The organism is Mesorhizobium sp. M0833, assembly GCF_040319905.1.
In the GTDB taxonomy this organism is placed as follows: domain Bacteria; phylum Pseudomonadota; class Alphaproteobacteria; order Rhizobiales; family Rhizobiaceae; genus Mesorhizobium.
Genome location: NZ_JAMYOQ010000002.1, coordinates 169395 through 195945, shown reverse-complemented (window position 1 = coordinate 195945; position 26551 = coordinate 169395). Strand labels below are relative to the sequence as shown.

Below are 26551 nucleotides of genomic sequence, written 5' to 3'. Positions count from 1 at the left end.
AAGCCTGGATCGGAACTGCCCAGGCGTTGTCCGGATCGACACGCAATGCGTCAACGCGATTAGATTAACTAAATCGGTTTAATCCCTCTTTTCGATTTTGTTTGCACTGCAGCATTTTCGCGCTAATCATGTCCGGCAGTTCCCTTCCCCGCGTCCGGAGCCCTGTCCTTGGCAATCTCGAAGATCCTTGTCGCCAACCGCTCCGAAATAGCCATCCGCGTCTTCCGCGCGGCCAATGAGCTCGGCCTTAAAACCGTGGCGATCTGGGCAGAGGAGGACAAATATTCCCTGCATCGCTTCAAGGCCGACGAAAGTTACCAGGTCGGGCGCGGGCCGCATCTGGCCAGGGATATGGGGCCGATTGAAAGCTATCTGTCGATCGAGGAGGTTATCCGCGTCGCCAGGCTTTCGGGCGCCGACGCCATCCATCCGGGGTACGGGCTGCTGTCGGAGAGCCCGGAATTCGCCGAGGCCTGCGCCAAGGCCGGCATCATCTTCATCGGGCCAAAGCCCGATACGATGCGCAGGCTGGGCAACAAGGTCGCCGCGCGCAATCTCGCGATCGAAGTCGGCGTGCCGGTAATTCCCGCTACCGATCCCTTGCCGGACGACATGGCGGCGGTAAGGGAACTCGCCAAGACGATCGGCTACCCGGTGATGCTCAAGGCATCCTGGGGCGGCGGCGGCCGCGGCATGCGCGCCATCCGCTCCGAGGCCGATCTCGCCCGCGAGGTCATGGAGGGCAAGCGTGAGGCGAAGGCGGCTTTCGGCAAGGACGAGGTCTATCTCGAAAAGCTGATCGAGCGCGCCCGCCATGTCGAGGTGCAGGTGCTGGGCGACCGCCAAGGCAACGCCGTGCACCTGTTCGAGCGCGACTGTTCGATCCAGCGCCGCAACCAGAAGGTCGTCGAGCGGGCGCCGGCGCCGTATCTCGAAATGTCACAACGCGAAGAGCTTTGCGGCTACGCGCTGAGAATTGCGCGCCAAACCAGCTATATCGGCGCCGGCACGGTCGAGTTCCTGCAGGATGCCGACACCGGAAAATTCTATTTCATCGAGGTCAATCCGCGAATCCAGGTCGAGCACACCGTCACCGAACAGGTGACCGGCATCGACATCGTCAAGGCGCAGATCCATATCCTCGACGGCTTTGCCATCGGCACGGCGGAATCGGGCGTGCCGGCGCAAAAGGACATCAGGCTCAACGGTCACGCCCTGCAGTGCCGCATCACGACGGAAGATCCCGAACATAATTTCATCCCCGATTATGGCCGCATCACCGCCTATCGCGGTGCCACCGGCTTCGGCATCCGCCTTGATGGGGGCACCGCGTATTCGGGCGCGGTGATCACCCGCTTCTACGATCCGCTGCTGGAAAAGGTGACGGCGTGGGCGCCGACGCCGGCCGAGACCATTGCCCGCATGAACCGGGCGCTGCGCGAATTTCGCATCCGCGGCGTGGCGACCAATCTTACCTTCCTCGAGGCGATCATCAATCACCCGAGCTTCGCCGACAACTCCTACACCACCAAGTTCATCGACACGACGCCGGAACTGTTCGCCAGTGTGAAGCGGCAGGACCGCGCGACCAAGCTGCTCAACTATCTTGCCGACGTTTCGGTCAATGGTCATCCCGAGACACGCGGCCGGCCGCAGCCAAAGGCCGATGCGGCGCCGCCGGTGGTGCCATATCTCAACGGCAATGTGCCTCAAGGCAGCAAGCAGAAGTTCGACGTGCTCGGGCCGGAGAAATTCGCCGCGTGGATGCGCGAGCAAAAAGAGGTGCTGGTCACCGACACGACAATGCGCGACGGGCACCAATCCTTGCTCGCGACGCGTGTGCGCACCTATGACATTGCCGGAATTGCCGGCACCTATGCGCGTGCTCTGCCGCAGCTTTTGTCGCTCGAATGCTGGGGCGGCGCCACATTCGACGTCGCCATGCGCTTTCTCACCGAGGACCCATGGGAGCGGCTGAGCAAAGTGCGCGAGGCGGCACCCAACCTTCTTCTGCAGATGCTTCTGCGCGGCGCCAATGGCGTTGGCTATACCAACTATCCCGACAACGTCGTCCAGCATTTCGTCCGCCAGGCCGCTGCCGGCGGCATCGACCTGTTCCGCGTCTTCGACTGTCTGAACTGGGTCGAGAACATGCGGGTCGCCATGGATGCGGTCGGCGCCGAGGGCAAGCTGATCGAAGCGGCGATCTGTTATACCGGCGACATACTCGATCCGGCGCGGGCCAAATACGATCTGAAATACTATGTCGGCCTGGCCAGGGAATTGCACGCGGCGGGCGCCCATATCATTGCCGTCAAGGATATGGCCGGGCTTTTGAAACCGGCGGCGGCCCGCGTGCTGTTCAAGGCGCTGCGCGAGGCGACGGATCTGCCGATCCACTTCCACACCCACGACACATCCGGCCTGTCGGCGGCAACCGTGCTGGCGGCGGTGGAGAGCGGCGTCGACGCCATCGACGCGGCGATGGATTCGCTATCGGGCAACACCTCGCAGCCATGCCTGGGTTCGATCGTCGAGGCGCTGAAAGGCACTGAGCGCGACCCGGGTCTCGACCCGCAATGGATCAGGCACATCTCGTTCTACTGGGAGGCGGTGCGCAACCAATATGCAGCCTTCGAAAGCGACCTGAAGGGGCCGGCATCGGAGGTCTATCTGCACGAAATGCCGGGCGGTCAGTTCACCAACCTCAAGGAACAGGCGCGCTCGCTCGGGCTGGAGACACGCTGGCATGAAGTGGCGCAGACCTATCACGACGTCAATCTGATGTTCGGCGACATCGTGAAGGTGACGCCGTCGTCCAAGGTCGTCGGCGACATGGCGCTGATGATGGTCAGCCAGGACCTGACCGTCGCCGATGTCGAGAATCCGGCGCGGGACATCGCCTTCCCGGATTCGGTGGTGTCGATGTTGCGCGGCGATCTCGGCCAGTCACCGGGCGGCTGGCCAAAGCCATTGCAGAAGAAGGTGCTGAAGGGCGAAAAGCCGATCACGGTGCGCCCGGGTTCGCTGCTCAAACCGGCGGACCTCAAGGCCAGTCGCACGGACGTCGAGGAAAAACTCGAGCGCAAGCTCAGTGAGTTCGAGTTCGCGTCGTGGCTGATGTATCCGAAGGTGTTTTCCGATTTTGCCGCCGCGCAGGAGACCTACGGTCCGGTCAGCGTGCTGCCGACGCCGACCTATTTCTACGGAATGAAGCCGGAAGACGAGATTTTCGTCGATATCGAAAAAGGCAAGACGCTGGTGGTGCGCTGCCTTGCCATGGGCGACGTCGACGAAAAGGGCATGGTCACGGTGTTCTTCGAGCTCAACGGGCAGCCGCGCCGGGTGAAGGTGCCGGACCGGGCGCATGGCGCCTCCGCTGCCAAGGTACGGCGTAAGGCGGAGCCGGGCAATGAGGCGCATGTAGGCGCGCCGATGCCTGGCGTCGTCTCGGCGCTTGCGGTCGCTGCCGGCCAGGCGGTAAAGGCCGGTGACGTGCTGCTGTCGATCGAAGCGATGAAAATGGAAACGGCGTTGCATGCCGAACGCGACGGCACCATTGCCGAGGTGCTGGTCAAGGCCGGCGACCAGATCGATGCAAAGGATCTGCTGATCGCATTCGGGTAAGGTGTGCTGATATTCAGGTGATGCCGGCCTGCAAACGCCGGCTTCCTGCACTTCCGGTGCTCACGTACTCAGGTACGCTCCGCTCCGGTTCTCGGCAGCCATCGTTTTCGGCTCGGCCTGACCTGAATCTCAACACACCTTAAGGCGTGCCCAACCCCTTCATGCCGCATCGATAGCACCTTGACCCGCCGCGCCCGGTCGGGCATCGAACCGCTGCAATTCGCCGCTCGGGTTACCCCGAGTCGCGGCGAGAAACGACGCGGAGAGAAGAATATGGCCGACGACATCACCGAGACCAGCCAGACTGTTGCCGCCGGCCAGCTGCGCGCCTTCATCGAACGCATCGAGCGGCTCGAGGAAGAGAAGAAGACGATTGCCGACGACATCAAGGAAGTGTTCGCAGAGGCCAAGGGCACCGGCTTCGATACCAAGGCGATGCGGTCGATCATCCGGCTGCGCAAGAAAGACCAGGCCGAGCGGCAGGAAGAGGAATCCATTCTCGACCTCTACAAGGCCGCGCTTGGAATGGTGTAGAGACTGTCTGGAAATTCTACTCCGGCGGCAATCCGATGGTGTTTCGGCGCTTCCGATGCTCACGGACCTAAAAGTCCGCTGCGCTCCGGTTCTCGAAACCACCGCCATATGACTCGCCAGAGCGAATTTCGAAACAGTCTCGGCAACAATCTCGGCCTGATGCTGGAGCGAGCATCGAACCATGAGCGAATTCGATTTTGGCGCCCGCCGCGCCTCTGAATTCCGCCAACGCAGCTTCTGGACGCTGTTCGCGGAACGGCATCCGGATGAAAGGGCTCTGCTGGCGAGGCGCGGACCGTGGTTCTGGCAGCGTGGGCTGCCCGATTTCGCATTGGTCATTTCCATGTATGTCGCGCCTGCGCACAATCATGTCGGCGTCTTCTTCGGCCGCAACGAGAAACTCGGTGCCACGCAAGCCTGGTCACGGTTGAAGCCGTTCCAGCCGGCCATCGAAGACAGGCTGAAGCTCAGGCCAGAACAAAGTTGCGACGGCCTCGGCATCAATTCGATGTGGCGGGTGAATTGTTTTGCCGAAGACAATTGGCCGGCGATGACCGACTGGCTGGTTACGGAAGCCTCACGTTTCGAGCGCGCGATTGCCGAAGTTCTGGGTCAGGAATAAAGCAGGATTTCCAGACGCAATCCTTAGAACCGCTCTGGTGAGCAGAGCGAGGGAGCCGGTCGATCGATGACGATTATGTCGCGAGTTGCCGCCTTCTTCCGCTCACGCTGGCTGGGCGGCGTGCCGCTCGATCGGCTGTTCTGGCGCGACATGGTCGTTGTCGGCACAGCGATCAACGTCGCGTTGTCGGCGGCGGCGCTCATTCTGCTTGGGCTGAAGCTGCCGCTCGCGCTAGTCCTGGCGGTGCATTTCGCGCCGGTGCCCTACAATATCTTCCTGACCTTTGCCGTTTGGCGAACTGCCGGAAAATCGAGTGGCGCCAAGGCCTCGCTGATGACGCTTGGCGCCACGTTGTGGCTGATCCTGGTGGTTGTGGCCTGACGGTCAGGCGGCCGGCTCGAATTTGAGCGCCACACCGTTGATGCAATAGCGCAGGCCGGTCGGCGGCGGGCCGTCGTCGAAGACATGGCCGAGATGGCTGCCGCAGCGGGCGCAATGGCACTCGGTACGGACCATGCCGTAGCTGCGGTCGACGGTGGTCTCGACCGAGCCCGGCACGGGATCGTTGAAGCTCGGCCAGCCGGTGCCGCTCTCGAATTTCAGCTTGGATTCAAACAAGGGCTGGTCGCAGCCGACGCAGGAGAAGGTGCCGGCGCGCTTCTCGTGCAGCAGGGCGCAGCTTCCCGGCCGCTCGGTGCCATGGTTGCGCATCACCGCATATTGCTCGGGCGTCAGCCGGGCGCGCCATTCGGCATCGGTGCGGGTAACGGGGTAGGTGTGGCTGTCCATTTTTTCCTCTTAGCTTATGTCGCTATTTGGGTTGCCTTCCCAACTTCGCCTGAAATAGGCATTTGTTACGGCGTTTGCTCGTATTTCCTATCCTGATGCGACGAATTCCTCAGGCGATGGCCGCGAGATAGCGCCCAACCGATGCTGAAAATGCCGCCTTTGCGTCTCCGATGACATTCTGGTTCCACCATGCGCCGTAGATATGGTCGAACGTGAAAGGCTCCAGCGCGGCCTTGATGCCGAGCACTTTCGTCGCATTGAGCGGGATATAGTTCGGGTAGCTGTACATGAAGCTGACATGACGGCGCGTAGGCGTCACCTGCAGGATGTCGCCGGCCAGCATGGCATTGCCGCCGTCGCGCTTCCAGTGCAGCACCTGGCCACCGGCAAAGTGGCCGCCGCAGCGGATGAGCGTCAGCGACGGGTTTATGGCGCGCGTTTCGCCTTCCCAGCTGATGATCGCCGGATGCGGCCGCATGATCCACTGACGATCATCGGCATGCAGATAAATCGGCACGCCGCCAAACGCCTCGCTCCACTCGACCATTGCCGAATGATAATGGCAATGCGAAATGGCGATGGCGGCCAGGCCGCCCCGGCGGTTGATCTCGGCCACCGCCTCGTCGCTGACCATCGAGATGCAGTCCCACAGCACATTGCCGTGCGGCGTTTGCGCCAGCAACGCCCGCTGGCCGATGGCGAAGCGCGGCTCTATGCCGAAGGCGAGCACGCCGGCGTCGTCCCTCATCACGATCCGATGGCCGGCCGCGAGCTCTTCCGGCGTGATCCAGGCCTGGCCCTCCCAGCGCACATATTGCCGCTCGTCTTCGCAGATCGGGCAATGTTGCGGCGGCGTCGCTGTCGCCGCGAACTGGACACCGCATTGCAGGCAAAGGAAACAGGTCGACCGTCCTGTTTTGCGTGGATCCATTCAGTGCTTCCTTGAAAGTTGCTTCGTCGCGGCTTCGAGGCCGGCGAGCGTCAGCGGAAACATGCGGCCGCCAAAGATATCGCGGATCATGGCAATGGAATGGGTATAGCCCCAGTTCTTCGCGTCTTCCGGATTGAGCCAAATGGCGTTCGGCCATTGCTGCAGCAGCCTGCCGAGCCAGACCGCGCCGGCCTCCTGGTTCCAGTGCTCGACCGAGCCGCCGGGATGGGCGATCTCATAGGGACTCATCGAGGCGTCGCCGACGACGATCACCTTGTAGTCGGGGCCATATTTATAGATGAGGTCGAAGGTCGGAATCACCTCGGCATGGCGGCGGCGATTATCCTTCCACACGCCTTCGTAGAGGCAGTTGTGGAAGTAGAAATATTCGAGCTGGCGGAACTCGGCGCGGGCGGCCGAAAACAACTCCTCGACACTCCTGATATGGTCGTCCATCGAGCCGCCAACATCGAAGAACATCAGCAGCTTCACGGCATTGCGACGTTCGGGTTGTGTCTTGACGTCAAGATAACCGTGCTCGGCGGTGGCGTGGATGGTGCCAGGCAGGTCGAATTCCTCTTCGGCGCCTTCGCGCACCCAGCGGCGCAACCGCTTCAGCGCGACCTTGATGTTGCGGGTGCCGAGCTCGACGGCATCGTCGAAATTCCTGAACTCGCGCCTGTCCCAGACTTTTACCGCGCGGCGGTTGCGGCTTTCGTGCTGGCCGATGCGCACGCCTTCGGGATTGTAGCCATAGGCGCCGAAGGGCGAGGTGCCGCCGGTGCCGATCCATTTCGAACCGCCCTGATGCCGGCTCTTTTGTTCCTCCAGCCGCTTCTTCAGCGTCTCCATCAGCTTTTCGAAGCCACCCAGCGCCTCGACCAGTTTTTTCTCCTCGTCCGACAGGTGGTTTTCAGCGAGGCTCCGCAGCCATTCCTCAGGGATGTTTTCGACATCGACCGCGTTTTCGCCAGCCAGCGTCTCGACACCTTTGAAGATGTGCGAAAAGACCTGGTCGAAGCGGTCGATGTGGCGCTCGTCCTTCACCAGCGCGGCGCGGGCGAGATAGTAAAAGCCCTCGACATCATAGTCGACCAGCCCGGCTTCCAACCCCTCCAGCAGCGACAGATATTCGCGGAGCGAGACCGGAACCCGCGCTGCCTTCAGTTCGAGGAAGAAGGGGATGAACATGGTCCGACTTTATCTGTGTCCCTCGATCTTCTCCCGTGCGGCGCTGGCGATAAAGGCGGAACGCGTCAGACCACGCCGACCCGCTTCTTCGTCGATTGCCGCCAAAAGACCTGCGTCGAGCGACAGATTGGCCCGGACAGGCCGTCCGGAATCGATCAGCACAGGGATCATCACGGCGGATTCACCGGCAGCGCTATCGACTTCGCCCAGTCGGAGCAGATCTGCCACAGTGCGCGCGGCGGGCAAGGGCAAGTTCTTCGCCATTCGTGTCTCTGCCCATTCGCGAACGGCAGAAGTCGCATCGGCTATCGCCTCTTCGGGACTTGCGCCACCGCCGTGACATCCGGGAAGATCAGGCACCCGCACTCCCCAGACTTCATCTGCGCCGTCAAGAATTCCGACATAGTGCGTCATGATTCGTCCTTAAATCCATCCAACAAGCCGGGCGATCGACCGCGCAACACCCAGAGATTGTTCGCGATGCCGCGGCACGATAATCATGATCTCCGGCCTTTCCGGATGCTCGTACTTCTCGTGTTTGCCGCCGCCTACGTTCACCCAGCGGTCACGTAAAAGCCTCGTGACAATCTTGCGCGTGTTGGTCTCGATCAGCGGCACTGTCGCCCCTGATCATGCGCAATATATTGCGCACAGGTGATTATTTCAATCGTTGGCTTCATCAGAGCAGATCATATTCGATAAAGCCGGTCCTGCGCGCCACGTGGTCGTAGAGCTTGCGTGCGGTGGTGTTGGTTTCGTGCGTCATCCAGTAGACGTTCTTGACGCCGATCTTGCCGGCTTCCTGCTTGACCGCTTCGATCAGGGCGGCGCCGACGCCCTTGCCGCGCACATCGGGGTCGGCGAACAGGTCCTGTAGATAACAGTTATTTATCTGCGACCAGCAGGAGCGATGGTAGAGATAGTGCGTCAGGCCGACGGCCTTGCCATCGAGGGTGGCGATAAAACCCTTTGGCTCGAACTCGCCCGCCGTGAACAGCCGCTTCCAGGTGACGGCGTAAACGTCTTCCGGCAGCTTGGTTTCGTAAAAGGTGAGATAGGCGGTCCACAGACGCCGCCAGTCGGCATGGTCGGATTGCGCAAGCGGGCGGACGGTGATCTCGGTCATTTCATTTCCTCTGAATTCGGCAACACGAAGCTGCCTTCACGCCTCGCTGGCGGCAACGGTCCAACGACGGGAAAGCGCTGTCCGGCGGCTTTCGTCGACCGCCCCTCACCCTTGCCGTCTCGCCATGAAGGCCAGGCGCTCAAACAGATGCACGTCCTGTTCGTTCTTCAAAAGCGCACCGTGCAGCTTGGGCAGCGCGTTCCTCGCGTCGGCGCGCAGGTCTTCGGGCGCGATGTCGTCGGCAACCAGCAGGCGGATCCAGTCGAGTGCCTCGGAGGTCGACGGCTTCTTCTTGAGGCCTGGCACGTCACGGATTTCATAGAATTGCGTGAGTGCGGCGCGCACCAGGTTCTGCTTGATGCCGGGATAGTGCACGTCGACAATTTTGTGCAGCGTCTCGACGTCGGGAAAGCGGATGTAGTGGAAGAAGCAGCGGCGCAGGAAGGCGTCCGGCAGCTCTTTTTCGTTGTTGGAGGTGATGATGACGATCGGCCGGACGGTGGCGCGGACGGTCTCGCCGGTCTCGTAGACAAAGAACTCCATCCTATCCAGTTCCTGCAACAGATCGTTGGGGAATTCGATATCGGCCTTGTCGATCTCGTCGATCAGAAGCACCACCTTCTTGCCGGCGGCAAAGGCGTCCCACAGCTTGCCGCGCTTGATGTAATTGCGGATGTCGTTGAAGCGCTCGTCGCCGAGCTGACTGTCGCGCAGCCGCGAGACGGCATCATATTCATAGAGGCCCTGCTGCGCCCGCGTGGTCGATTTGACGTGCCATTCGATGAGATCCAGGCCGAGCGCTGCCGCCACCTGACGGGCAAGTTCGGTCTTGCCGGTGCCGGGCTCGCCCTTGACCAGCAATGGCCGCTCAAGCGCGATCGCCGCGTTGACCGCCACCATCAGATCCTTGTCGGCAACATAGGCCGCCGTGCCTTCGAAACGCATTTTTGCTCCCGGGTCCATCGCGCGACCCTAAGGACGCGGCCTTCGCTGTGCAAGGCGCCGCTGGCGAAGCGGGGATCTACCGGCGCGGCCCTCGCCGAGGGGTTCTGCGTCGAATTACGCCTCGAAACATGTCGCCTCTCTGGCGCTTGGTCTGGCGTCAGCCTATATTGGGAATGACGGTCTGCGCTTCCCGGCAGGAGAACATTTTCCCCGGGGCCTTAATGATCCCTAGGGAGCTGTCCCTGGGAAGACCCGTGGGTTTTCTCATACGGCGCCCACCTACTTTGTAGGTTCCCGGGATCGCTCTCTCCACCGGTTGTGTGGATCGTCACCTCTCGAAAAGGCCATCTGGCGCATCTTGTCGTCGCGCCGCTTTGTGCGGTGCTCACGAACGACAAGTTCGCCCCGCTCCTCCAAAACGTCGCTCGTAAAATTCCATCCAAATCTGACCCTTTCTACCGTCGGCGCATGACATCCCCAAAAGACCTGAAAAAAAATCTCCGCAACCAAGCCCTCGGGCGCCGCGATGCGCTCGATCCTTTCTGGCGTGTGGAGGCAGCACTCGAAATGGCCGAGACGGCGCGCGACCGGATCACGGTCGAGCCGGGCCAGATCGTCTCCGGTTTCTGGCCGATGCGCTCGGAAGTCGACGTCCGGCCGCTGATGTTTGCCCTGCGCGAGAAGGGGGCAAGGCTCTGCCTGCCGGCCATCCTCGACAAGACCACCATCGTTTTTCGCGAACTGGTGCGCGGCGCGCCGATGATCGACATGGGTTTCGGCACAGTCGGGCCGCATGAGGAAGCCGAGGTGCTCGATCCGCAGCTTATGCTGGTGCCGCTTGCCGCCTTCGATGCGCGCGGGCACCGAATCGGGTACGGCGCAGGCTATTACGATCGAGCGATCGGGCGGCTGGCCGACAAGGGCCAGCAGCCGCGGCTGATCGGCATTGCCTTCGACTGCCAGGAGGTGGCCCTGGTGCCGGACGAGCCGCATGACGTGATCATTCCCGAAATACTCACCGAGAGCGGGTTGCGCCGGTTCGCGCCGAAATTGTAGATAAGTTCCTGGACGCATGGTCTTTTCCGAAAGTCATGCAGCTTTTTGCTTCGCTGACCTTCGGTTCGGGATCGCGCTTATATGAGACTTCTCTTCCTCGGCGACATGGTCGGCAAGACAGGACGTACGGCGGTGTGGGAACAACTGCCCGGCCTGATCTCGGATTTCAAACTCGACTTCGTCATCGTCAATGGCGAGAACGCCGCCGGAGGCTTCGGCATCACCGAGGAGATTTTTCGCGAGACGATCTCGGCCGGCGCCGATGTCGTCACCACCGGCAACCATGTCTGGGACCAGCGCGATGCGCTGATTTTCGCGCCGCGCGAAGAGCGCTTCCTGCGCCCGTCCAATTTCCCCAAGGGTACGCCGGGGCGCGGCTCAGGCGTCTATATCGCCAGGAACGGCGCGCGCGTGCTGGTCGCCAACATCATGGGTCGGGTGTTCATGCATCCCGAGCTCGACGATCCGTTCCAGGCCGGCGAGCGCGAACTTGCCGCTTGTCCGCTTGGCGAGCAGGCCGATGCAATCGTCATCGATTTCCATGCCGAGGCGACCTCGGAAAAAATGTGCTTCGCTCATTTCGTCGACGGCCGTGCCAGTCTTGTTGTCGGCACCCACACGCATCAGCCGACCGGCGATCACCAGATTCTCAATGGCGGCACCGGTTATATTTCCGATGCCGGCATGTGCGGCGATTACGATTCCTCGCTCGGCATGGACAAGGAGGAGCCGCTCAACCGGTTCTTGTCCAAGGTGCCGAAAGGCCGCTTCGAGGCGTCGACCGGACCGGCGACATTGTGCGGCGTCGGCGTCGACATTTCCGACCGTAGCGGCCTGACAGAACGGATCGCGCCGTTTCGCCGCGGCCCGCGGCTCGAGGAAACGGCTCCATCCTTCTGGTCGTGACATTGATATAGACGCTTGCAATACCCAATTGCCGGCGAAACTGCTCTAGATCGTAGAGGGGACGACCTCCATGCAGCTAGTCGAATTCCTGGGGCCGCATTTCGCCTTTGTCTCCGACCCGACTGCGTGGGTCGCGCTGCTGACGCTGATCGTGCTGGAGGTCGTGCTCGGCATCGACAATCTGATCTTCATCTCGATCCTGACCAACAAATTGCCGGTAGCGCAGCGAGCCCGCGCCCGGCGGCTCGGCATCTCCGCCGCGCTGGTGATGCGGCTGATCCTGCTGGCCACCATCTCGATCATCGTCCAGCTGACGACGCCTATATTCACCGCCTTCGGCCACGGGTTTTCATGGCGCGACCTGATCCTGATCGCCGGCGGCCTGTTTCTCGTCTGGAAGGCGACCAAGGAGATCCACCACACGGTCGATCTCGATGATCACCAGGACACGATGATGGGCGAGACGCTGCAGCTTTCGCTGGCCGGCGCGATTTTCCAGATATTGCTGCTCGACCTCGTCTTCTCGATCGACTCGATCATCACCGCCGTCGGCATGACCGACGAAATCGCGATCATGTACATCGCGGTGATCGTGGCGGTGAGCGTGATGATGCTGGCGGCCGGGCCGCTGGCCGATTTCATCGCCAAGAACCCCAGCATCGTCATGCTGGCGCTGGGTTTCCTGCTGATGATCGGCATGACGCTGATCGCCGACGGCATGGGCTACCATGTGCCGAAAGGCTATATCTACGCCGCCATGGGTTTTTCGGCCCTGGTCGAAGGGCTCAACATGCTGGCGCGGCGGCGGAAGAAGGCGAAGGGCGGCGGGCACTGAGGATGACCCACCGCGGCTGACCTAATGCCCCGGCACGCCTTTCGGATGGCGGTCGCCGATCAGGCCTAGCATCACGCCTTGCTCCAGCCACGCCTTGGCGCCGGCGAGCACCAGCGCAAAACCGCCGGTCGAGTCGATCGCCTGCGTGACCTGCTCATCGCGGCTGCCGACAAAGCCAAAATTGCGGACCTCGACAAAGGTCGTGGCGCCCGGCATCTCGGTAAAGGTCCACACCACCGTGGTCGGCGGATCGCTCCATTGCATGACGATCTTCTTGTTTTCGACGATCTCACTGATATTGACCGTCGTCGAGACGCCATACATGCGCCATTCCCAATGGATTTCCTTGCTGCTGTCCAACCTGTCGCTGCCATGGGTGAACCAGAACTTCGTCGTGATCGCCGGATCGACGAAGGCTTCGAATACGTCGGCGACCGGTCGCCTTATCAGCATGCCGGCTTCGGCGGTCGGTGTTTCGCGGATTTCCATATCGTCCTCCTTTCCACGGTGCCGCCTGTTCACCAGGCATCGGGTTCGCGCACCAGGTGAATGATGTCGGCCGGGTTGGTGATCCAGCCGCCGCGAAAGCCTTCACCCAGTGCCTCGATGGCGTCGCAGCGCACGACACCGGCCTTGGCGAGATGCTCCGCTGCGGCCGGAAAATCATCGGTGAACAGTTCCAGCCATATCTCGGCCTGGCTCATCATCGGCGCCTCGTCGATCCACAGTCGATTGGGACCGAGTTCGAAGCCGACGGCCGGCGGTTTGGCCGTGAATGGCGTCAGGCCGATGACGTCGCGATAAAAGGCGATCGTTGCCTGGTATTGATGCGGCGGGACTTTCATCGCGATGTTGATGCCGCCGGTGATCTTCGCGGTCATTCTTACTCCATTTGCTCTCAGATGTTGTTCTCGTTGGCCGGCTCGCCCTTCATCTCGCTGCGGTAATAGCCGTCGCGCAGATTGATGCCGTATTCGACATAGGCCTTCATGCAGGCCAGCATCTGCGACCAGCCCTCGCAATTGAGGTAGGATTTCTTCAGGCCGACCGCGTCCTCGTGCCAGCCGGTTTCGGCGATGGTGACGAAGGTGCCGCCGTCGTCGAGCGGCTCGAAATTCATCTCGATGCGGGTCTTGTAGGCGGGCTCGCCGTCGGCGTCGGTCGCATCCCAGCGCAGCACGATGCGGCTGTCTTTCTCCACCTTGTCGACCTCCACGGGAACCTTGCCCCACCAGATGACGGTGGCGCCCGCCAGCAGCGGTGCGCTGGCGCCGCCGATCGTGGTGAAGTAGCCGCTGAGCTTCTTCGGATTGACGACCGCATCGAAGACTTCGGCGACGGGTTTGCCGATGCGGCCAGAAACCCTGAATCCAAGAGGCATATCCACAGCTCCTTCCTTGAATGCAACGGCATTATGTTATAAAAACATAACATGTCAAGCACGGCGCAGGACGACAATGTTTTCAAGGCGCTGGCGCATCCGCGCCGGCGTGCGTTGCTGGACCGGCTGAAGAATGGGCCGCAGACCACCGGCATGCTGTGCGATGCCTTCCCAGACATGGACCGCTGCACGGTCATGCTGCATCTGAAGGTGCTGGAGGAGGCCGACCTGGTCGTGGTGCGCCGCGAGGGGCGCGAACGCTGGAACCATCTCAACGCGCTGCCGATCAAGCACATCCACGACCGCTGGATCAGTCAATATGCCACGCACGCGATCAGCATCCTCGACCGGCTGAAATCCGATCTTGAGGGATGAAAGATTGCCGAAGCCTGCCACTTTCGGGCCTTGAGACCCTTGCGTGTCCGACGCAATGGCGCGGCTGGACGAATTGAGCCGATTTATCTATAAGCCGGCCATTCCGACAGAGAGCGCCGTACGTCCGCCCGGACGCAGCAGGACGTTCTGAAGTTTTGAATTCGAGCATTTTGCAAGGCGCCGGGTGGTTCACCAGGCCGCAGATGCTCTAGCCGAGAAACGACAGGGGTGCCATGGCTGGCCATTCACAGTTCAAGAACATCATGCATCGCAAGGGCCGCCAGGATGCGGTGCGATCGAAAATGTTTTCCAAGCTGGCGCGCGAAATCACCGTCGCCGCCAAGAGCGGCACGCCCGATCCATCGATGAACCCGCGCCTGCGCCTTGCGGTGCAGAACGCCAAGGCGGTGTCGATGCCGAAGGACAACATCCAGCGCGCCATCAACAAGGCGTCGATGGGCGACGCCGAGACCTACGAAGCCGTTCGCTACGAGGGTTACGGGCCAGGCGGCGTCGCGCTGATCGTCGAGGCGCTGACCGACAACCGCAACCGCTCGGCGTCGAATGTGCGCGCTGCCTTCACCAAAGCCGGCGGGGCGATGGGCGAGACCGGCTCGGTTTCGTTCATGTGGGACCGCGTCGGCGAGATCTACTATCCGGCATCGGCCGGCAGCGCCGAGAAGGTGATGGACGCAGCGATCGAGGCCGGCGCCGACGATGTCCAGTCGGACGAGGAAGGCCACACGATCTATTGCGCCTTCGAGAATCTCGGCGAAGTGTCGAAGGCGCTGGAAGGCGCACTCGGCGAGGCTGAATCAGTGAAGCCGATCTGGAAGCCGCAGACCAATATCGCGGTCGACGAGGAGCGTGCACAATCGCTGATGAAGCTGGTCGCGACGCTCGAAGACGACGACGACGTGCAGAGCGTCTACGCCAATTTCGAGGTCGACGAGGAGACCTTGGCGAAGCTCAGCGCGGCATGATCCAACACGCGCTGCCCACAGTCCGCATCACCTATTGCACCCAGTGCCAATGGCTGCTCAGGGCCGGCTGGATGGCGCAGGAGCTGCTGTCGACCTTCGGCACCGATCTGGGCGAAGTGACGCTGGTGCCCGGCACCGGCGGCATCTTCACCATTTCCTGCAATGACACGCTGGTCTGGGACCGCAAGCGGGACGGCGGTTTCCCCGACGCCGCAAAGCTCAAGCAACTGGTTCGCGACGTCATCGATCCGGATCGCGATCTGGGCCATGCCGACCGCAAGGGCGATAAGTCAAAAGACCCTGCCTGAAGGCCTTTTACACTTCCGTCCTGCATTCACCGCCATGCGAAGATGAAGCAGCCCAGCGCCACGATGGCGGTGATGGTTCGGACATGGTTCCACATCACCCAGTCCCGGAGATAAGTGGCCCATACCGCGGCGCCGTTGGCGCTTGCCGGATCCACGGCGGCCAGGGCGTTGTTGAGCGGCACGTTGAACATCATCGTCACGATCGGGTTGCCGACGAGGTAGATCAGGGCGCCGGCGAGGAGCCAGAATGCACCCGGTTGGCTCCAGCCGATAAGAGCGCCGGCGGCAAGGACAAGACAGACCAGCCCGGTGCCGAAAAGCGCGGTCATGAATGCCGGCGTAATCACGGTGATGTTGATCGAATTCATGGCGGCGATGCCGCCTCCGGCAGGCAAGCGGGCGAGCGCCGGCATGATAAAGTTGGAGAAGGCGAAGAAAACGCCGCCGACAACGCCTGAGCCAATGGCAGCGACGAAGGTGAGGGTGGGAAGCAGTTTCATGATCATGTCAGTTGCTCCAGATGCCGGTTGAGGCGGTTTCGGTTGCGTAGGCGGAAAAGTCCTTTGGGGCGCGGCCGAGCACGCGCTCGATGCCGTCTGTCAGCGACTCGTTGCGGCCGTCGAGGACTTCGGTGAACAGTTCTTTGAGCAGCCACGCGAACTCGGCCGGCAACTCATGGGTGGCGTGCCCGAGCGCGAGCCTATCCGTACCGGCAGGCCCCGCGCCGTCAACCGCTCGGCAAGGCGACGGCCGGTCTTGCCGGTGCCGCCGAGGATCAAAGTTGGCTTCGTTACAATAGGGTTCATGTCGATTTTCCTCAATTGAAATGTGAGTAATCCTCACATTTGCGAAACGTGATAAATCCTCGTATTTTGCGAGTCAAGCCAATTTGTTGATTGTTCGTCGGGAGACAGTGATGGAAGGCTCTGCCGTATCGGATTCACAGGACGGCCAGATCGCATCGCCGCGCCGGGCACCGAGCCAGCAGCGCAGCCGCGAGCGGGTCGAGCGGATGCTGGCCGCCGCCTCGGCGCTGATCGCCGAGCAAGGCAGCGACGCCATGCGCATGGGAGAGGTAGCCGAGAGGGCAGGCGTGTCGATCGGCTCGCTCTACCAGTTCTTCCCGGACAAGCGGGCGATCATCTGGGCGCTGGCCGAGCGCTACACCGCGGAAAGCCAGGCCTGCATTGCCACGGCACTGGCGGAGGTCAATGACGCCGAAGGCCTGTGCAAGGCGTTTTCGGAACTGGTGGATACCTACTACGGAATGTTCCTGGCGGAGCCGGTGATGCGCGATATCTGGTCGGGCACGCAGGCCGACAAGGCGCTGCGCGACCTCGAGCTCGCCGACAGCCGGGCCAACGCCGAATTCCTCACCGCAGCGCTGAAGCGGCTGCGGCCTGACGCCGATCCGGCGGCGCTGGACGCGACGGCGTTTCTCATCTGGCAGATGGGCGAAGCGGCCATGCGGCTGGCGATCTCGGTCGGGCGAGAAGAAGGCGACAGGCTGGTTGCCGCTTACAAGCGAATGGCGCTGCGCGAGCTGGTGGACGGGTAGGCCGCCGTGCTCGTAGGGACAGGCCGTTAGGTGGTGGCGATTCAACTGCGGAAGCGGGGCGCTGCCCCTCATCTGCTTGCCGGCATCTTCTCCCCGTTAGTGACGGGAGAGGGGAAACTCCAGCGCCGGCGACGCCACTTCCCGTTCTTCACGGGGAGAGGGTAAGGGTGAGGGGCAACACCAAACCTGAGATGATTGCCGCTGAGGCCCAATCAACAAAAAACCCGCCACGAAGGCGGGTTTCTCGATCAGCGAAACGCCAGTGCCTAGAGGCCGAAACCTTCGAAACGCTTCTTGAACTTCGACAGGCGGCCACCGCGGTCGAGCAGGGTCTGCTGGCCGCCGGTCCAGGCCGGATGAGTGGTCGGGTCGATATCGAGGTTCATCGTATCGCCTTCCTTGCCCCAGGTCGAACGGGTCATGTATTCGGTGCCGTCGGTCATGACGACCTTGATGGTGTGGTAGTCGGGATGAATGTCGGTCTTCATGGTTCTGTTCCTGGCTGCCGGATGCTGCCGACGGGCTGAAGCCTGCGTCGATGCGCCCCTTTTTAAAACTCGAAGCCGCAGCTATTGAGGAGCCACGCTTCTAAAACGGTCGGCGAGCCTATACATCAGCCGGAATTGAATCACAAGGCCGCGGCAAGCGCATATTGATGGCGCAAACCTCAAAGGGCCAAAGGAAACGGGTCATGGCGAACATCAGCGGCGATGCAGACGAGCGCAGGCGCTCGCTGAGGCCGCTGCAGCGCCTGTTTCCCTATATCATGCATTACCGCAAAATGGTCATCGGCGCGATCGTCTCGCTGGCCGTGGCGGCGGCGACGACGCTGGCGCTGCCGCTGGCCGTGCGGCGGATGATAGATCACGGCTTTTCCGCTTCCGATTCCAGCTTCATTGCCGAATACTTCGCCATGCTGGTGGTGATGGCCGCCGTGCTGGCGGCGGCGTCTGCCAGCCGCTACTATTTCGTCATCACGCTTGGCGAGCGCGTCGTTGCCGATATCCGCCGCGATGTCTTTGCCCACGTCACTACGCTGTCGCCCTCCTTCTTCGATACGGCCCAGTCGGGCGAGATCGTCTCGCGGCTCGCCGCCGACACGACACAGGTCAAATCGGCCGTCGGTGCCACCGCCTCGGTGGCTTTGCGCAACGTCATCCTTGGCCTCGGCGCCGTGGCGATGATGGTCTTCACCAGCCCAAAACTGTCCGGCCTGGTTATCGCGGCCATTCCGCTAATCGTGCTGCCGCTGGTCGCCTTCGGCCGCTCGGTGCGGCGCAAGTCACGGCTGGCGCAGGATACTCTGGCCAATGCCACCGCCTACGCCAGCGAGCAGATCGGCGCGGTGCGCACCCTGCAGGCCTTCACCAACGAGAAGCTTGTAACCGGGTATTTTTCATCCGCCGTGGAAGCAGCGTTCGAAGCGGCGCGGGCCTCGATCTTTGCCCGCTCCTTTCTCACCTTCTTCGCCATCTTCATGATCTTTTCGTCGGTCGTGGCGGTGCTGTGGTTCGGTTCGCGCGACGTGCTCGACGGCACGCTGTCGCCGGGCACGCTTGGCCAATTCCTGCTCTATTCGGTGTTCGCCGCCGGCGCGCTCGGCGCCCTGTCGGAAGTCTGGGGCGAACTGTCCCAGGCAGCGGGCGCCGCCGAACGGCTGACCGAGATCCTGGCCGAGAAACCCGCGATCCAGGCGCCCGCCGATCCGAAGCCGCTGCCGGCAAAGGCGAGAGGCGCGGTCAGCTTCGACGATGTCTCCTTCTCCTATCCGGCCCGGCCCGACCGCGCCGCCGTCCATGGCCTGAGCTTTCAGGTCAAACCCGGTGAGACGGTGGCGATCGTCGGGCCATCCGGCGCCGGCAAGAGCACGGTGTTTTCGCTGCTTCTGCGCTTCTACGATCCGGAGGCCGGCAGGATCGTCATCGACGGGGTCGATCTGCGCGAGGCCGATCCGGCCGCGATCCGCGCGCGCATCGCCATCGTGCCGCAGGACGTCACCATTTTTGCGGCGAGCGCGCGCGACAATATCGGCTTTGGCCGGCCCGGTGCCAGCCAGGCCGAGATCGAGGCGGCGGCGAAGGACGCGCTTGCCGACGAGTTCATCCTGAAGCTCGAAAAAGGCTATGACAGCCAGGTCGGCGAGCGCGGCGTGACGCTGTCGGGCGGCCAGCGCCAGCGCGTGGCGATCGCCCGCGCCATTCTGCGCGATGCGCCGATCCTTCTGCTCGACGAGGCGACCTCGGCACTCGATGCCGAAAGCGAGACGCTGGTGCAGACGGCGCTGGACCGGCTGATGCAGGGCCGCACCACGATCGTCATCGCCCATCGGCTGGCAACCGTGCTGAAGGCCGATCGCATCCTGGTCATGGACGGCGGCCGCATCGTCGAGGAAGGCACGCATCAGAGCCTGGTCGCCAAGGGCGGCATCTATGCGCGGCTGGCCAAGCTGCAGTTCGATACCGGTGCGAATGCTTTCAGGGGCGCGGCCGAGTAGGTCTGCCCGCGACGGCCGGGATTCTTCAGCTACCGAAAGCTCGGCGTTTGCCGCGTCGATAGGCGATGAAGAGGGGAACGCCGACAAGCAACGACAACAAAAGCATGCTGGCGACGGTCTGTCGCTGCTCCTTTGCCGGATCGCTGAGCTGCACATCGGCGGGCGGCTCTTCATAGGTAAAATCGTACTGCCAGCGAATTTGGTCTGCGACCTCATCGACGGTTTTCAGATAGTCGGCAATCGCCTTCGCCGGCACTTCAGTTGCCAGCGTCTGAAAGTTCCATTCAACTTGAAATTCGGTGGGCGTGTTGGACCAGGACGCCTTGAGAGCCAGATAGGGCGTCACGACGTTTTTCATCGATTCGCCGGAAAACCTCGCCTTGAGGTTGCGCACGGTCACCTTGTGGCGGCGGTAGAACTGGGAGCCGAGGGAGACGGGCCCGGTTCGGTCGACGATTGTCGGGGTTGGAAGAGAGTTGTTGCCGAGATCGGCCGCGCGGATCGGGAAATCCTTTGCCAGATCGTTGGCCGCCAGCGCCTCCGCCGGCAAGCGATAACTTTCCTTCACGCTCACTATGTTGCCGTCGCGGCGATCCACGATTTCCGGCTTGGCGATGGTTTGGATGCCGGGATATTGCTTGTTGTAGTATTTCAGATAGGCGTCCGACACCTCGCTCAGCGACCGGCTGGCGAAATTGCCGCGCATCCAATCGGCATCGCCGTCCTCATATGTCGAGAAGACCGTCAGCACCAGGGGATCGCCCGGTTTGCGCGGAAAGTCGAATTCCTCGGCGATCTGGATCGATGGGCTGGTGAGCACAAGGCTCGGCATCTTCTCCAACCCGCCGGTGCTGGAAAGCGGCAGCGCGAAGCCGTAGTCCGGCTGTGCGAGATTGTGCGCCGTGCCGCCCTGAAGATAGTTCGTGGCGTCCAGCCAATATGTCTTTGCTCCGATCCTTGCCTTGACTATGGCATGGTCGAAATCGCGGAGCGCCGGCAGATGCTGGTCCAGGGCCCTTCCCTCGTCGAGATCGGCCAAGGCGACCTCGGCAGCAATGCCAAGCCGCACAAGCGACGAAACCAGCAGCAGGGCCTTGTCCTTGCAGTCACCGAACCCGCTCAGGATAACCGTCGCGGGATCACGCGGAACGTAGGAACCGGCACCCATCGACAGGCTTACATAGCGGATCTGGTCCTGCACCAACCGCATTGCCTCGACCATTCGGTCCTCCGGCACCGGATGCCGCAGAGCGATGTCGTCGAGCTTTGCGGCAAAAGCCGGGGGAAAAGTGGTCGCTGGCTTGTAATAGGGCGCAACGGCATCGACCACGCTTTGCCAATTCGCGGTAGACGCGACATCGACGGAGCCCCAGCCTGGATAGGTCACGGGCAGGTTATCCTCGACATTGACCGGTTTCGGGTTTGGAATTTCCCATAGATAAGTGGTGTCCGGCCCAGTCGGGGAGATTGAGGGCCTAAGTCGGGTTCCCCTTGTCTTGATCTGGAGCGGCTGGCCCGAAGGCCAAATGATGCTGGTGCGGATAAGCGCTACCGGCTCCTCCCATTCGGTGGCGAAATTCTTGAAGAAAAGATCCTTGCCGACCAGCGGTGTTATTTCATAGGTCGACCCGTAATCGACGATGTCGCCGGCGCGCACATCATCGATGTTGACATGTGCTGTCAGCCAGCCGTCGAAGACGCCTTTCTCGGCGTCTCTTTCCCTGCGGAAGATGTCGAATTCGACGCCTTCCAGCCGGTCCAGAACGGCGCCATCGCGGATGATGTGAAGATGGTTGAGCGTGACCTTGTGCCGGGACGGATCGAACTGCAGATCGATACTCGCGCCACGATCCAGGCCGGGACGGTCGACGATTTTATAGACGGTGCGCGAGTACTCGACATAGCCGCCGGCGCGATGCTTGATCTGGTCGTCCGAGAGCAGCCATGAAACGCCATTCTTGATTTGATCCGATCGGGCGGGATCGGCAGCCGGAATATCAAGCTGCTTTACCCAGCTTTCTGCCGGACCCTTGAAAACCATGTCGTCGGACATGGCCGGAGAACTCAGACCGATTAATAAGATGAAAAATACCGAGCGGGGCCAGAAAGACTTCATCCTATGAAAACTGTAACAGGCAGACATCTACGCTCGCCCAACTTGGAAGAACTCCTTTTTCAGAGGCTTTCCCACCAAAGTAAAGGCCAGTTTCGCGGATTTCTGCGGTCACCGCGGCAAGAGCCGGGAATAGACGGAGCGGCTCAGTTGCGGTACCGCTTCTTCAGGTGATCGGTGAAATGCGCGGCATTGAGCTTTTCGCCGGTGGCGCGTTCGAGCAGTTCCGGCGTCGACCAGCGCGAGCCTTGCGACCAGATCCTTTTGCGGCGCCAGTCGTTGATCGCGGCGAAATCTCCCTTGGCGAGGTCTTCGTCGGCTGAAGGATGATCCCTTGTCAGCGCCGCCCATTGCTGCGCCGCCATCATGGCGCCGAGCGTGTAGGAGGGGAAATAGCCAAAGGCGGCACCCGGCCAGTGGACGTCCTGCATCGGACCATCAGCCGGATTGTCTGATGTCGACAGCCCGAGATAATCGCGCATCTTGGCATCCCAGGCCTCGGGCAGGTCGGCTGCTTCCAGCCGTCCCGAGACAAGCTCCTGCTCCAGCTCGTAGCGCAGGATGACGTGCAGCGGATAGGTGACCTCGTCGGCATCGACACGGATCAGGCCGCGCTCGACCCGGTGCACATGCGGCAGGATGTCGTCGATCGTCCAGCTCTCGCCAAGGTGTCTTTCGACCACCGGCAGCGCCCAGCGCCAGAATTCTGGATTGCGGCCGATCTGCTTTTCGACGAACAGGCTCTGGCTTTCATGCACCGCCATGCCGCGCGCTTTGCCGAGCGGCCAGTGCGCCCATGCCTTCGGCAGGTTCTGCTCGTACAGCGCATGGCCGGTCTCGTGCAGCACGCCCATCAGCGCCGACAGGAAATCCGAGGTCTTGTAGCGGGTGGTGATGCGCACGTCGCTCGGCACGCCGCCGCAAAACGGATGGTGCGAAACCGACAGCGAGCCGTGGGTGAGGTCGAAGCCGACTGCCGTCATCATGGCGAGGCCGAGCTCGCGCTGCTTGTCCAAGGGGTAGCTGCCGGAAAGCGGCTTTAGCGGATGTTTCGCCAGCCGCTCTTCCTGCACGGCAAGTGCCTCCGGTACGAAGCCTTTCAGGAAGGTCTTCAACTCGGCAAACACAGGCGTGATGTCGGCGGCGCGATTGCCCGGGTCATATTGCTCCATCAGCGCGTCGTAAGGCTCGAGCCCGAGCACCTCGGCGCGAAGTGCCGCCTCCTCGCGGACCAGCGCCACGACGCCTTCCAGCGCCGGCAGGAAGCCGGCCCAGTCGTTCTTGGCGCGCAGATCGCGCCAGAGCTGCTCGGAGCGCATGCGCGCAGTCGTCTGGCGCTCGACGAACTCGACCGGCAGGCAGGTCAGGTTGGTGTATTGCCGGCGGAATTCCCTGACCGCGGCTTGCTGCTCTTCGTTCAGCGCTTCCTGCTCGGCCGCCGCGATCCAATCGGCAATCTCCGGTGCAGTCGCCCGGGCATGGTGCATGCCGGCAAGCGCCGACATTGCCTCCGCGCGCTTCTCGCCGCCGCCGACCGCCATATGGGTCGCTTCATCGGCGCCGAGGATGGCGAGGGCGTGTTCCAGTGCTTCGAGCTTGTGGCCGAGGTCGTCGAGTTTTTGAAAGGACATTGTGGGTTCCGCTGATTTGACGGCGAGAAAAGATATGAATGCAAAACTGTTGGCAACCCCGAAAGCCGCCCGCGACCGACGCATTGAATGCCGGCCGCAACGGCCGGTTTCCAGTTCAAAGCCTTCGTCCGGGTCTGCGTCGCCGTCGCCGGCCTTTACGGCGCGGCAACGGCGGGCCGTAAAATCCTGTTCATCCGAACAGTGCCGGCAGTGCTGGCGCTGATTGCGCAGGCGTTGGGCTAGCCCATGATCCCTGAACCGAAAGCTGGAGAAGGATCACGCGCAAAATCAATTGCCACAGCGCCGGGCACTGCGGCCGATTTCAGCCGCCTGGATAGATTGGGCCATAGCCGTTCGGATAATATCCGCCATCGGCGCCGTTGCCGACGAGGAAGGCACTGCCGGTATCAGCGCGCAGCTTTTGGCTGACATCGTCGAGCTGCGCCAGCAACTGCTGATATTGCGTGCTCGGCATCGTTCCATCGCGTGCGGCCCTCTCGGCGGCCCGGTCGAGTTGAGCGAGCTGCGTGCGCAAGTCACGCGCCTCGCCCGGCTCGAGCTTGCTCGACTGGATGGCGCCCTGGATACCTGTCTCCACGCTCTGGATCTGATTGATCAAGGCCGTCTCACGTGGGCCGGCGTAAGCGCCGGCAAACGGAACGAGGAGAAGTGTGGCGAGCGCAGCGGTCCTAAAATTCCTGGGAGCGAAGAAGCGCATGGTTGCGTCTCCTTTACTGGGGAAGGCGGTGGTTGGGAGGGGCCCTGCCTTCCGGCCGCGGGCCGTCAGGTTCCATCGCGTCGCGATGAGCGGTTCCACCGCCGGCGGTTCTCGGCCCATGACCAAGGCTAGAAGGCCGTGGCGGCAAAAGGTAATTAAAAAAAAAAGGTAATTTTTTCAGCTCTTGCCGCTGCCGCACCAGTGCACTAAATGCCGCCGACTTGAGCCGGCTCGACCTGGCGCATACAAGCCAAAGGCTTGCAGATCACCGCTCGGTCAGCTTCAACTCGATACGGCGGTTCTTGTTGCGCGCCTCTTCGGTATCGGCGGGGTCGAGCGGCTGGAATTCGCCGAAGCCGGCCGCGACCAGCCGGTTGGCCGGCACACCGTTCTCGATCAGGAACTTGACCACCGATGTCGAGCGCGCCGTCGACAATTCCCAATTGTCGCGGTAGCGGCCGGTGCCGGAGAGCGGCTTATTGTCGGTGTGGCCATCGACGCGCAGCACCCAGTTGATCTCCGGCGGGATTTCCTTTTGCAATTCGATGATGGCATCGGCAAGCTTCTTCATCTCGACCTTGCCAGCATCGTTGATCACTTCGGAGCCGGTCGGGAAAAGCACTTCCGACTGGAAGACGAAGCGGTCGCCGACGATACGGATGTTCTCGCGATCGGCGAGAATTTCACGCAAGCGGCCGAAGAAATCGGACCGGTAGCGGTTCAGCTCCTGCACGCGTTGCGCCAGTGCGACGTTGAGGCGGCGGCCGAGATCGGCGATCTTGGTGTTGGATTCGCGGTCGCGCGTTTCGGACACGTCGAGCGCTTGTTCGAGCGCCGCGATCTGCTTGCGCAGCGCCGAAATCTGCTGGTTGAGGATCTCGACCTGGCTCAGCGCCTGCTGGCTGATCTGGCGCTGGCTGTCGAGTTCGCCGGAAAGGGCCGTTGCGCGCTGGTTGGCGGCATCGCCGGCACCGGCGCCTTGCGCCAGCAATTGCTCGAGCCGGCTTTTTTCGGCCTCCGATGCGGATAGCGATGCCTGCAAATTGGCAAGGGTGTCTTCCTTGTCCTGTGTCGTCGAGCGCTCCAGCGCCAGAAGCTGGGTCAACTCATTGATCTGCGAGTTGAGGCGGTTGAGCACCGTGTCCTTGCCGGAGATCTCGCGGCCGAGCAGGAATTGCGCCAAAACGAAAACCGTGAGCAGGAACATGATCGCCAACAGCAGCGTCGACAGCGCATCGACGAAGCCCGGCCAGTAATCGATGCGGCGGTCGGAGCGCCGGCCTCGCGCCAACGCCACGTCAATGCACTCCGGGCTTCTTCAAGGCGTCGGCGATCTTCTCCAGGGTGTTGCGCATCGCCTTCTGCTCGTCGGACTGGGCCTCGACCCAGTCGCGCATGATCTGCTGTTCCGAGCGCATGTTCTTGACCAGGCCGGAAATGCCGTCGGCGAGATTGGCCATGGCAGTGGCCACGCGCGGATTGGAGCCGCCGCCATTTTCCTGCAGAGTGCGCAGTTTTTCCGACAACAGCCGGATTTCCTCGGAGGGTTCGGTCCTCGCCGCGTCGGCAACGACGATGTCGGAGGACAGGTCGGTGACCGAGGACAGCCAGTTTTCGAGTTCGGTATAGAAGCGCGTCTGGGCGCGGCCGGCCTGCAGGTCGAGGAAGCCGAGCACCAGCGAGCCGGAGAGGCCAAACAGCGAGGACGAGAAGGCGGTGCCCATGCCGGCCAACGGCGCGGAAAGCCCCTGCTTCAGGGATTCGAGCACGGCGGCGGCATCGCCGGTGCCGGGATCGAGCGACTCGATGGTTTCGCGGATCGAGCCGATCGTGTTGAGCAGGCCCCAGAAGGTGCCGAGCAGGCCGAGGAACACCAGCAGTCCGACAAGGTAGCGCGACGTGTCGCGGCTTTCGTCGAGGCGGGTGGCGATCGAATCCAGCATGGTGCGCATCGAACTGGTCGAGAAGGCAATCGTCGAGGAGCGGCCGATCATCGCCTTCATCGGCGCCAGCAGCACCGGTTCGGTGGTCTCGGAACCGGCGCGGAACGAGTTGACCCAGCGCACCTCGCGGAACAGCCGGCCGACCTGGACGAAGGCTAGCAGGATGCCGACCGCAAGCACGCCGATGATCAGGCCGTTGAGACCGGGATTGGTGACGAAGGCGGTCGAGATCTGGCGCGTCAGGATGGCGGCGATAAAGGCCACGATGAACAGAAAGATCACCATGGTCAGCAGAAACACCTGCGGGCTCGACAATTTGTGCGGATCGTAGATCAGAACGTCGGAGCGCCTGCCCATGCCGAAGGATCTGAGAAGAGTCATCCGTGCCCCGTTTCCGATGCCGTCGCCGCCGATCAATTTGTGTTTGCGACTCTAAACGGAATTGTGACGAAATTGAATGGCGCTTGGCAATATTGCCACTGTCC

At 62.0% G+C, this 26551-nt stretch carries 29 protein-coding genes, 1 other RNA gene and 2 pseudogenes; 14 read left to right on the top strand and 18 right to left on the bottom strand.

Features of this window, described 5'->3' with window-relative positions; all coding sequences use genetic code 11:
- Positions 1-168: 168 nt before the first annotated feature.
- The 4 genes from pyc (at position 169) to NKH98_RS03115 (ending at position 5164) form a co-directional block, all read left to right on the top strand.
- Positions 169-3627 (top strand): pyruvate carboxylase, encoded by a 3459-nt coding sequence (gene pyc, locus NKH98_RS03130; RefSeq protein ID WP_352479618.1) that lies wholly within the window; start codon positions 169-171, stop codon positions 3625-3627.
- Between the two features lie 273 nt (positions 3628-3900).
- Positions 3901-4161: a DUF2312 domain-containing protein gene (locus tag NKH98_RS03125; protein ID WP_023719653.1), complete on the top strand. Its 261-nt coding sequence runs from the start codon at positions 3901-3903 to the stop codon at positions 4159-4161.
- A 181-nt stretch (positions 4162-4342) separates the two neighbouring features.
- Entirely contained in the window at positions 4343-4783 is a 441-nt protein-coding gene (locus tag NKH98_RS03120) for a DUF4268 domain-containing protein (protein WP_254816424.1), read from the top strand.
- A gap of 66 nt (positions 4784-4849) precedes the next feature.
- Complete coding sequence (locus NKH98_RS03115) at positions 4850-5164, top strand: hypothetical protein (RefSeq protein WP_352479619.1); 315 nt, start codon at positions 4850-4852, stop codon at positions 5162-5164.
- 3 nt (positions 5165-5167) lie between these two features.
- Here NKH98_RS03115 and msrB read toward each other — a convergent pair whose 3' ends face one another.
- The 7 genes from msrB to NKH98_RS03080 form a co-directional block, all read right to left on the bottom strand.
- Positions 5168-5572, bottom strand: coding sequence for a peptide-methionine (R)-S-oxide reductase MsrB (gene msrB, locus NKH98_RS03110; protein ID WP_352489224.1), 405 nt, complete (start codon positions 5570-5572; stop codon positions 5168-5170).
- Between the two features lie 109 nt (positions 5573-5681).
- Positions 5682-6503, bottom strand: coding sequence for an MBL fold metallo-hydrolase (locus NKH98_RS03105; RefSeq protein WP_352479621.1), 822 nt, complete (start codon positions 6501-6503; stop codon positions 5682-5684).
- A complete protein-coding gene (locus tag NKH98_RS03100; RefSeq protein ID WP_352479622.1) occupies positions 6504-7694 on the bottom strand; it encodes a vWA domain-containing protein in 1191 nt (396 codons plus the stop codon).
- Positions 7695-7703: 9 nt separating this feature from the next.
- Complete coding sequence (locus NKH98_RS03095) at positions 7704-8108, bottom strand: type II toxin-antitoxin system HicB family antitoxin (RefSeq protein ID WP_254816428.1); 405 nt, start codon at positions 8106-8108, stop codon at positions 7704-7706.
- A gap of 9 nt (positions 8109-8117) precedes the next feature.
- On the bottom strand, positions 8118-8312 hold the full coding sequence (locus NKH98_RS03090) for a type II toxin-antitoxin system HicA family toxin (RefSeq protein WP_352896627.1): 195 nt from the start codon (positions 8310-8312) through the stop codon (positions 8118-8120).
- A gap of 61 nt (positions 8313-8373) precedes the next feature.
- Complete coding sequence (locus NKH98_RS03085) at positions 8374-8820, bottom strand: GNAT family N-acetyltransferase (RefSeq protein ID WP_254816430.1); 447 nt, start codon at positions 8818-8820, stop codon at positions 8374-8376.
- 105 nt (positions 8821-8925) lie between these two features.
- The gene (locus NKH98_RS03080) at positions 8926-9765 is read right to left on the bottom strand and encodes an AAA family ATPase (RefSeq protein ID WP_352648989.1); all 840 of its coding nucleotides are present in this window, start codon (positions 9763-9765) and stop codon (positions 8926-8928) included.
- A gap of 175 nt (positions 9766-9940) precedes the next feature.
- Between NKH98_RS03080 and ssrS the strand changes: the two genes are divergently transcribed.
- From ssrS to NKH98_RS03060, 4 genes are all read left to right on the top strand, one after another.
- Positions 9941-10096, top strand: a non-coding RNA gene (gene ssrS, locus NKH98_RS03075) — 6S RNA.
- A 137-nt stretch (positions 10097-10233) separates the two neighbouring features.
- A complete protein-coding gene (locus NKH98_RS03070) occupies positions 10234-10821 on the top strand; it encodes a 5-formyltetrahydrofolate cyclo-ligase (protein ID WP_352504926.1) in 588 nt (195 codons plus the stop codon).
- Between the two features lie 81 nt (positions 10822-10902).
- Positions 10903-11727 carry a TIGR00282 family metallophosphoesterase gene (locus NKH98_RS03065; protein ID WP_023678036.1) on the top strand — a complete coding sequence of 275 codons (825 nt, stop codon included), beginning with the start codon at positions 10903-10905 and terminating at the stop codon, positions 11725-11727.
- A gap of 70 nt (positions 11728-11797) precedes the next feature.
- Entirely contained in the window at positions 11798-12562 is a 765-nt protein-coding gene (locus tag NKH98_RS03060) for a TerC family protein (protein WP_352896623.1), read from the top strand.
- A gap of 21 nt (positions 12563-12583) precedes the next feature.
- On the opposite strand, the gene NKH98_RS03055 is transcribed toward NKH98_RS03060, so the two are convergent.
- From NKH98_RS03055 to NKH98_RS03045, 3 genes are read right to left on the bottom strand one after another with little or no spacing between them, the layout of a single operon-like run.
- Positions 12584-13051 (bottom strand): SRPBCC family protein, encoded by a 468-nt coding sequence (locus NKH98_RS03055; protein ID WP_352896620.1) that lies wholly within the window; start codon positions 13049-13051, stop codon positions 12584-12586.
- A 29-nt stretch (positions 13052-13080) separates the two neighbouring features.
- Positions 13081-13443 carry a VOC family protein gene (locus NKH98_RS03050; protein WP_352896617.1) on the bottom strand — a complete coding sequence of 121 codons (363 nt, stop codon included), beginning with the start codon at positions 13441-13443 and terminating at the stop codon, positions 13081-13083.
- A 17-nt stretch (positions 13444-13460) separates the two neighbouring features.
- On the bottom strand, positions 13461-13943 hold the full coding sequence (locus tag NKH98_RS03045) for an SRPBCC domain-containing protein (protein ID WP_352896615.1): 483 nt from the start codon (positions 13941-13943) through the stop codon (positions 13461-13463).
- A gap of 51 nt (positions 13944-13994) precedes the next feature.
- Here NKH98_RS03045 and NKH98_RS03040 point away from each other — a divergent pair, with 51 nt between their 5' ends.
- The 3 genes from NKH98_RS03040 (at position 13995) to NKH98_RS03030 (ending at position 15609) form a co-directional block, all read left to right on the top strand.
- Positions 13995-14318 carry an ArsR/SmtB family transcription factor gene (locus tag NKH98_RS03040; RefSeq protein ID WP_352896612.1) on the top strand — a complete coding sequence of 108 codons (324 nt, stop codon included), beginning with the start codon at positions 13995-13997 and terminating at the stop codon, positions 14316-14318.
- Positions 14319-14551: 233 nt separating this feature from the next.
- On the top strand, positions 14552-15301 hold the full coding sequence (locus tag NKH98_RS03035; RefSeq protein ID WP_023678028.1) for a YebC/PmpR family DNA-binding transcriptional regulator: 750 nt from the start codon (positions 14552-14554) through the stop codon (positions 15299-15301).
- A complete protein-coding gene (locus tag NKH98_RS03030; RefSeq protein WP_352801655.1) occupies positions 15298-15609 on the top strand; it encodes an Rdx family protein in 312 nt (103 codons plus the stop codon). Before NKH98_RS03035 ends, NKH98_RS03030 begins: the two co-directional genes overlap by 4 nt.
- Before the next feature lie 26 nt (positions 15610-15635).
- On the opposite strand, the gene NKH98_RS03025 is transcribed toward NKH98_RS03030, so the two are convergent.
- Positions 15636-16115 (bottom strand): anthrone oxygenase family protein, encoded by a 480-nt coding sequence (locus NKH98_RS03025; RefSeq protein ID WP_352465680.1) that lies wholly within the window; start codon positions 16113-16115, stop codon positions 15636-15638.
- A gap of 1 nt (position 16116) precedes the next feature.
- Positions 16117-16293 (bottom strand): annotated as a pseudogene (locus tag NKH98_RS03020) (NmrA family transcriptional regulator); the annotation flags it as partial.
- A 232-nt stretch (positions 16294-16525) separates the two neighbouring features.
- Here NKH98_RS03020 and NKH98_RS03015 point away from each other — a divergent pair.
- Positions 16526-17167 (top strand): TetR/AcrR family transcriptional regulator, encoded by a 642-nt coding sequence (locus NKH98_RS03015; RefSeq protein ID WP_254816441.1) that lies wholly within the window; start codon positions 16526-16528, stop codon positions 17165-17167.
- Positions 17168-17433: 266 nt separating this feature from the next.
- Here NKH98_RS03015 and rpmE read toward each other — a convergent pair whose 3' ends face one another.
- Positions 17434-17655, bottom strand: coding sequence for a 50S ribosomal protein L31 (rpmE, locus tag NKH98_RS03010; RefSeq protein WP_006327661.1), 222 nt, complete (start codon positions 17653-17655; stop codon positions 17434-17436).
- Positions 17656-17858: 203 nt separating this feature from the next.
- Here rpmE and NKH98_RS03005 point away from each other — a divergent pair, with 203 nt between their 5' ends.
- The gene (locus NKH98_RS03005) at positions 17859-19661 is read left to right on the top strand and encodes an ABC transporter transmembrane domain-containing protein (RefSeq protein WP_254816442.1); all 1803 of its coding nucleotides are present in this window, start codon (positions 17859-17861) and stop codon (positions 19659-19661) included.
- A 25-nt stretch (positions 19662-19686) separates the two neighbouring features.
- On the opposite strand, the gene NKH98_RS03000 is transcribed toward NKH98_RS03005, so the two are convergent.
- The gene (locus tag NKH98_RS03000; protein WP_352896608.1) at positions 19687-21714 is read right to left on the bottom strand and encodes a DUF3857 domain-containing protein; all 2028 of its coding nucleotides are present in this window, start codon (positions 21712-21714) and stop codon (positions 19687-19689) included.
- A gap of 206 nt (positions 21715-21920) precedes the next feature.
- Positions 21921-23405 (bottom strand): carboxypeptidase M32, encoded by a 1485-nt coding sequence (locus NKH98_RS02995; RefSeq protein ID WP_352896605.1) that lies wholly within the window; start codon positions 23403-23405, stop codon positions 21921-21923.
- Positions 23406-23507: 102 nt separating this feature from the next.
- Between NKH98_RS02995 and NKH98_RS02990 the strand changes: the two are divergent.
- A pseudogene (locus tag NKH98_RS02990) lies at positions 23508-23648 on the top strand (DUF1304 family protein); the annotation flags it as partial.
- Positions 23649-23727: 79 nt separating this feature from the next.
- On the opposite strand, the gene NKH98_RS02985 reads toward NKH98_RS02990, so the two are convergent.
- The 3 genes from NKH98_RS02985 to NKH98_RS02975 all read right to left on the bottom strand — a co-directional run bounded on the left by NKH98_RS02985 (position 23728) and on the right by NKH98_RS02975 (position 26447).
- Entirely contained in the window at positions 23728-24123 is a 396-nt protein-coding gene (locus NKH98_RS02985; RefSeq protein WP_352896602.1) for a hypothetical protein, read from the bottom strand.
- Positions 24124-24388: 265 nt separating this feature from the next.
- Positions 24389-25420 carry a peptidoglycan -binding protein gene (locus tag NKH98_RS02980; protein ID WP_352465687.1) on the bottom strand — a complete coding sequence of 344 codons (1032 nt, stop codon included), beginning with the start codon at positions 25418-25420 and terminating at the stop codon, positions 24389-24391.
- Between the two features lies 1 nt (position 25421).
- On the bottom strand, positions 25422-26447 hold the full coding sequence (locus NKH98_RS02975; protein ID WP_352476085.1) for a MotA/TolQ/ExbB proton channel family protein: 1026 nt from the start codon (positions 26445-26447) through the stop codon (positions 25422-25424).
- Positions 26448-26551: the final 104 nt, after the last annotated feature.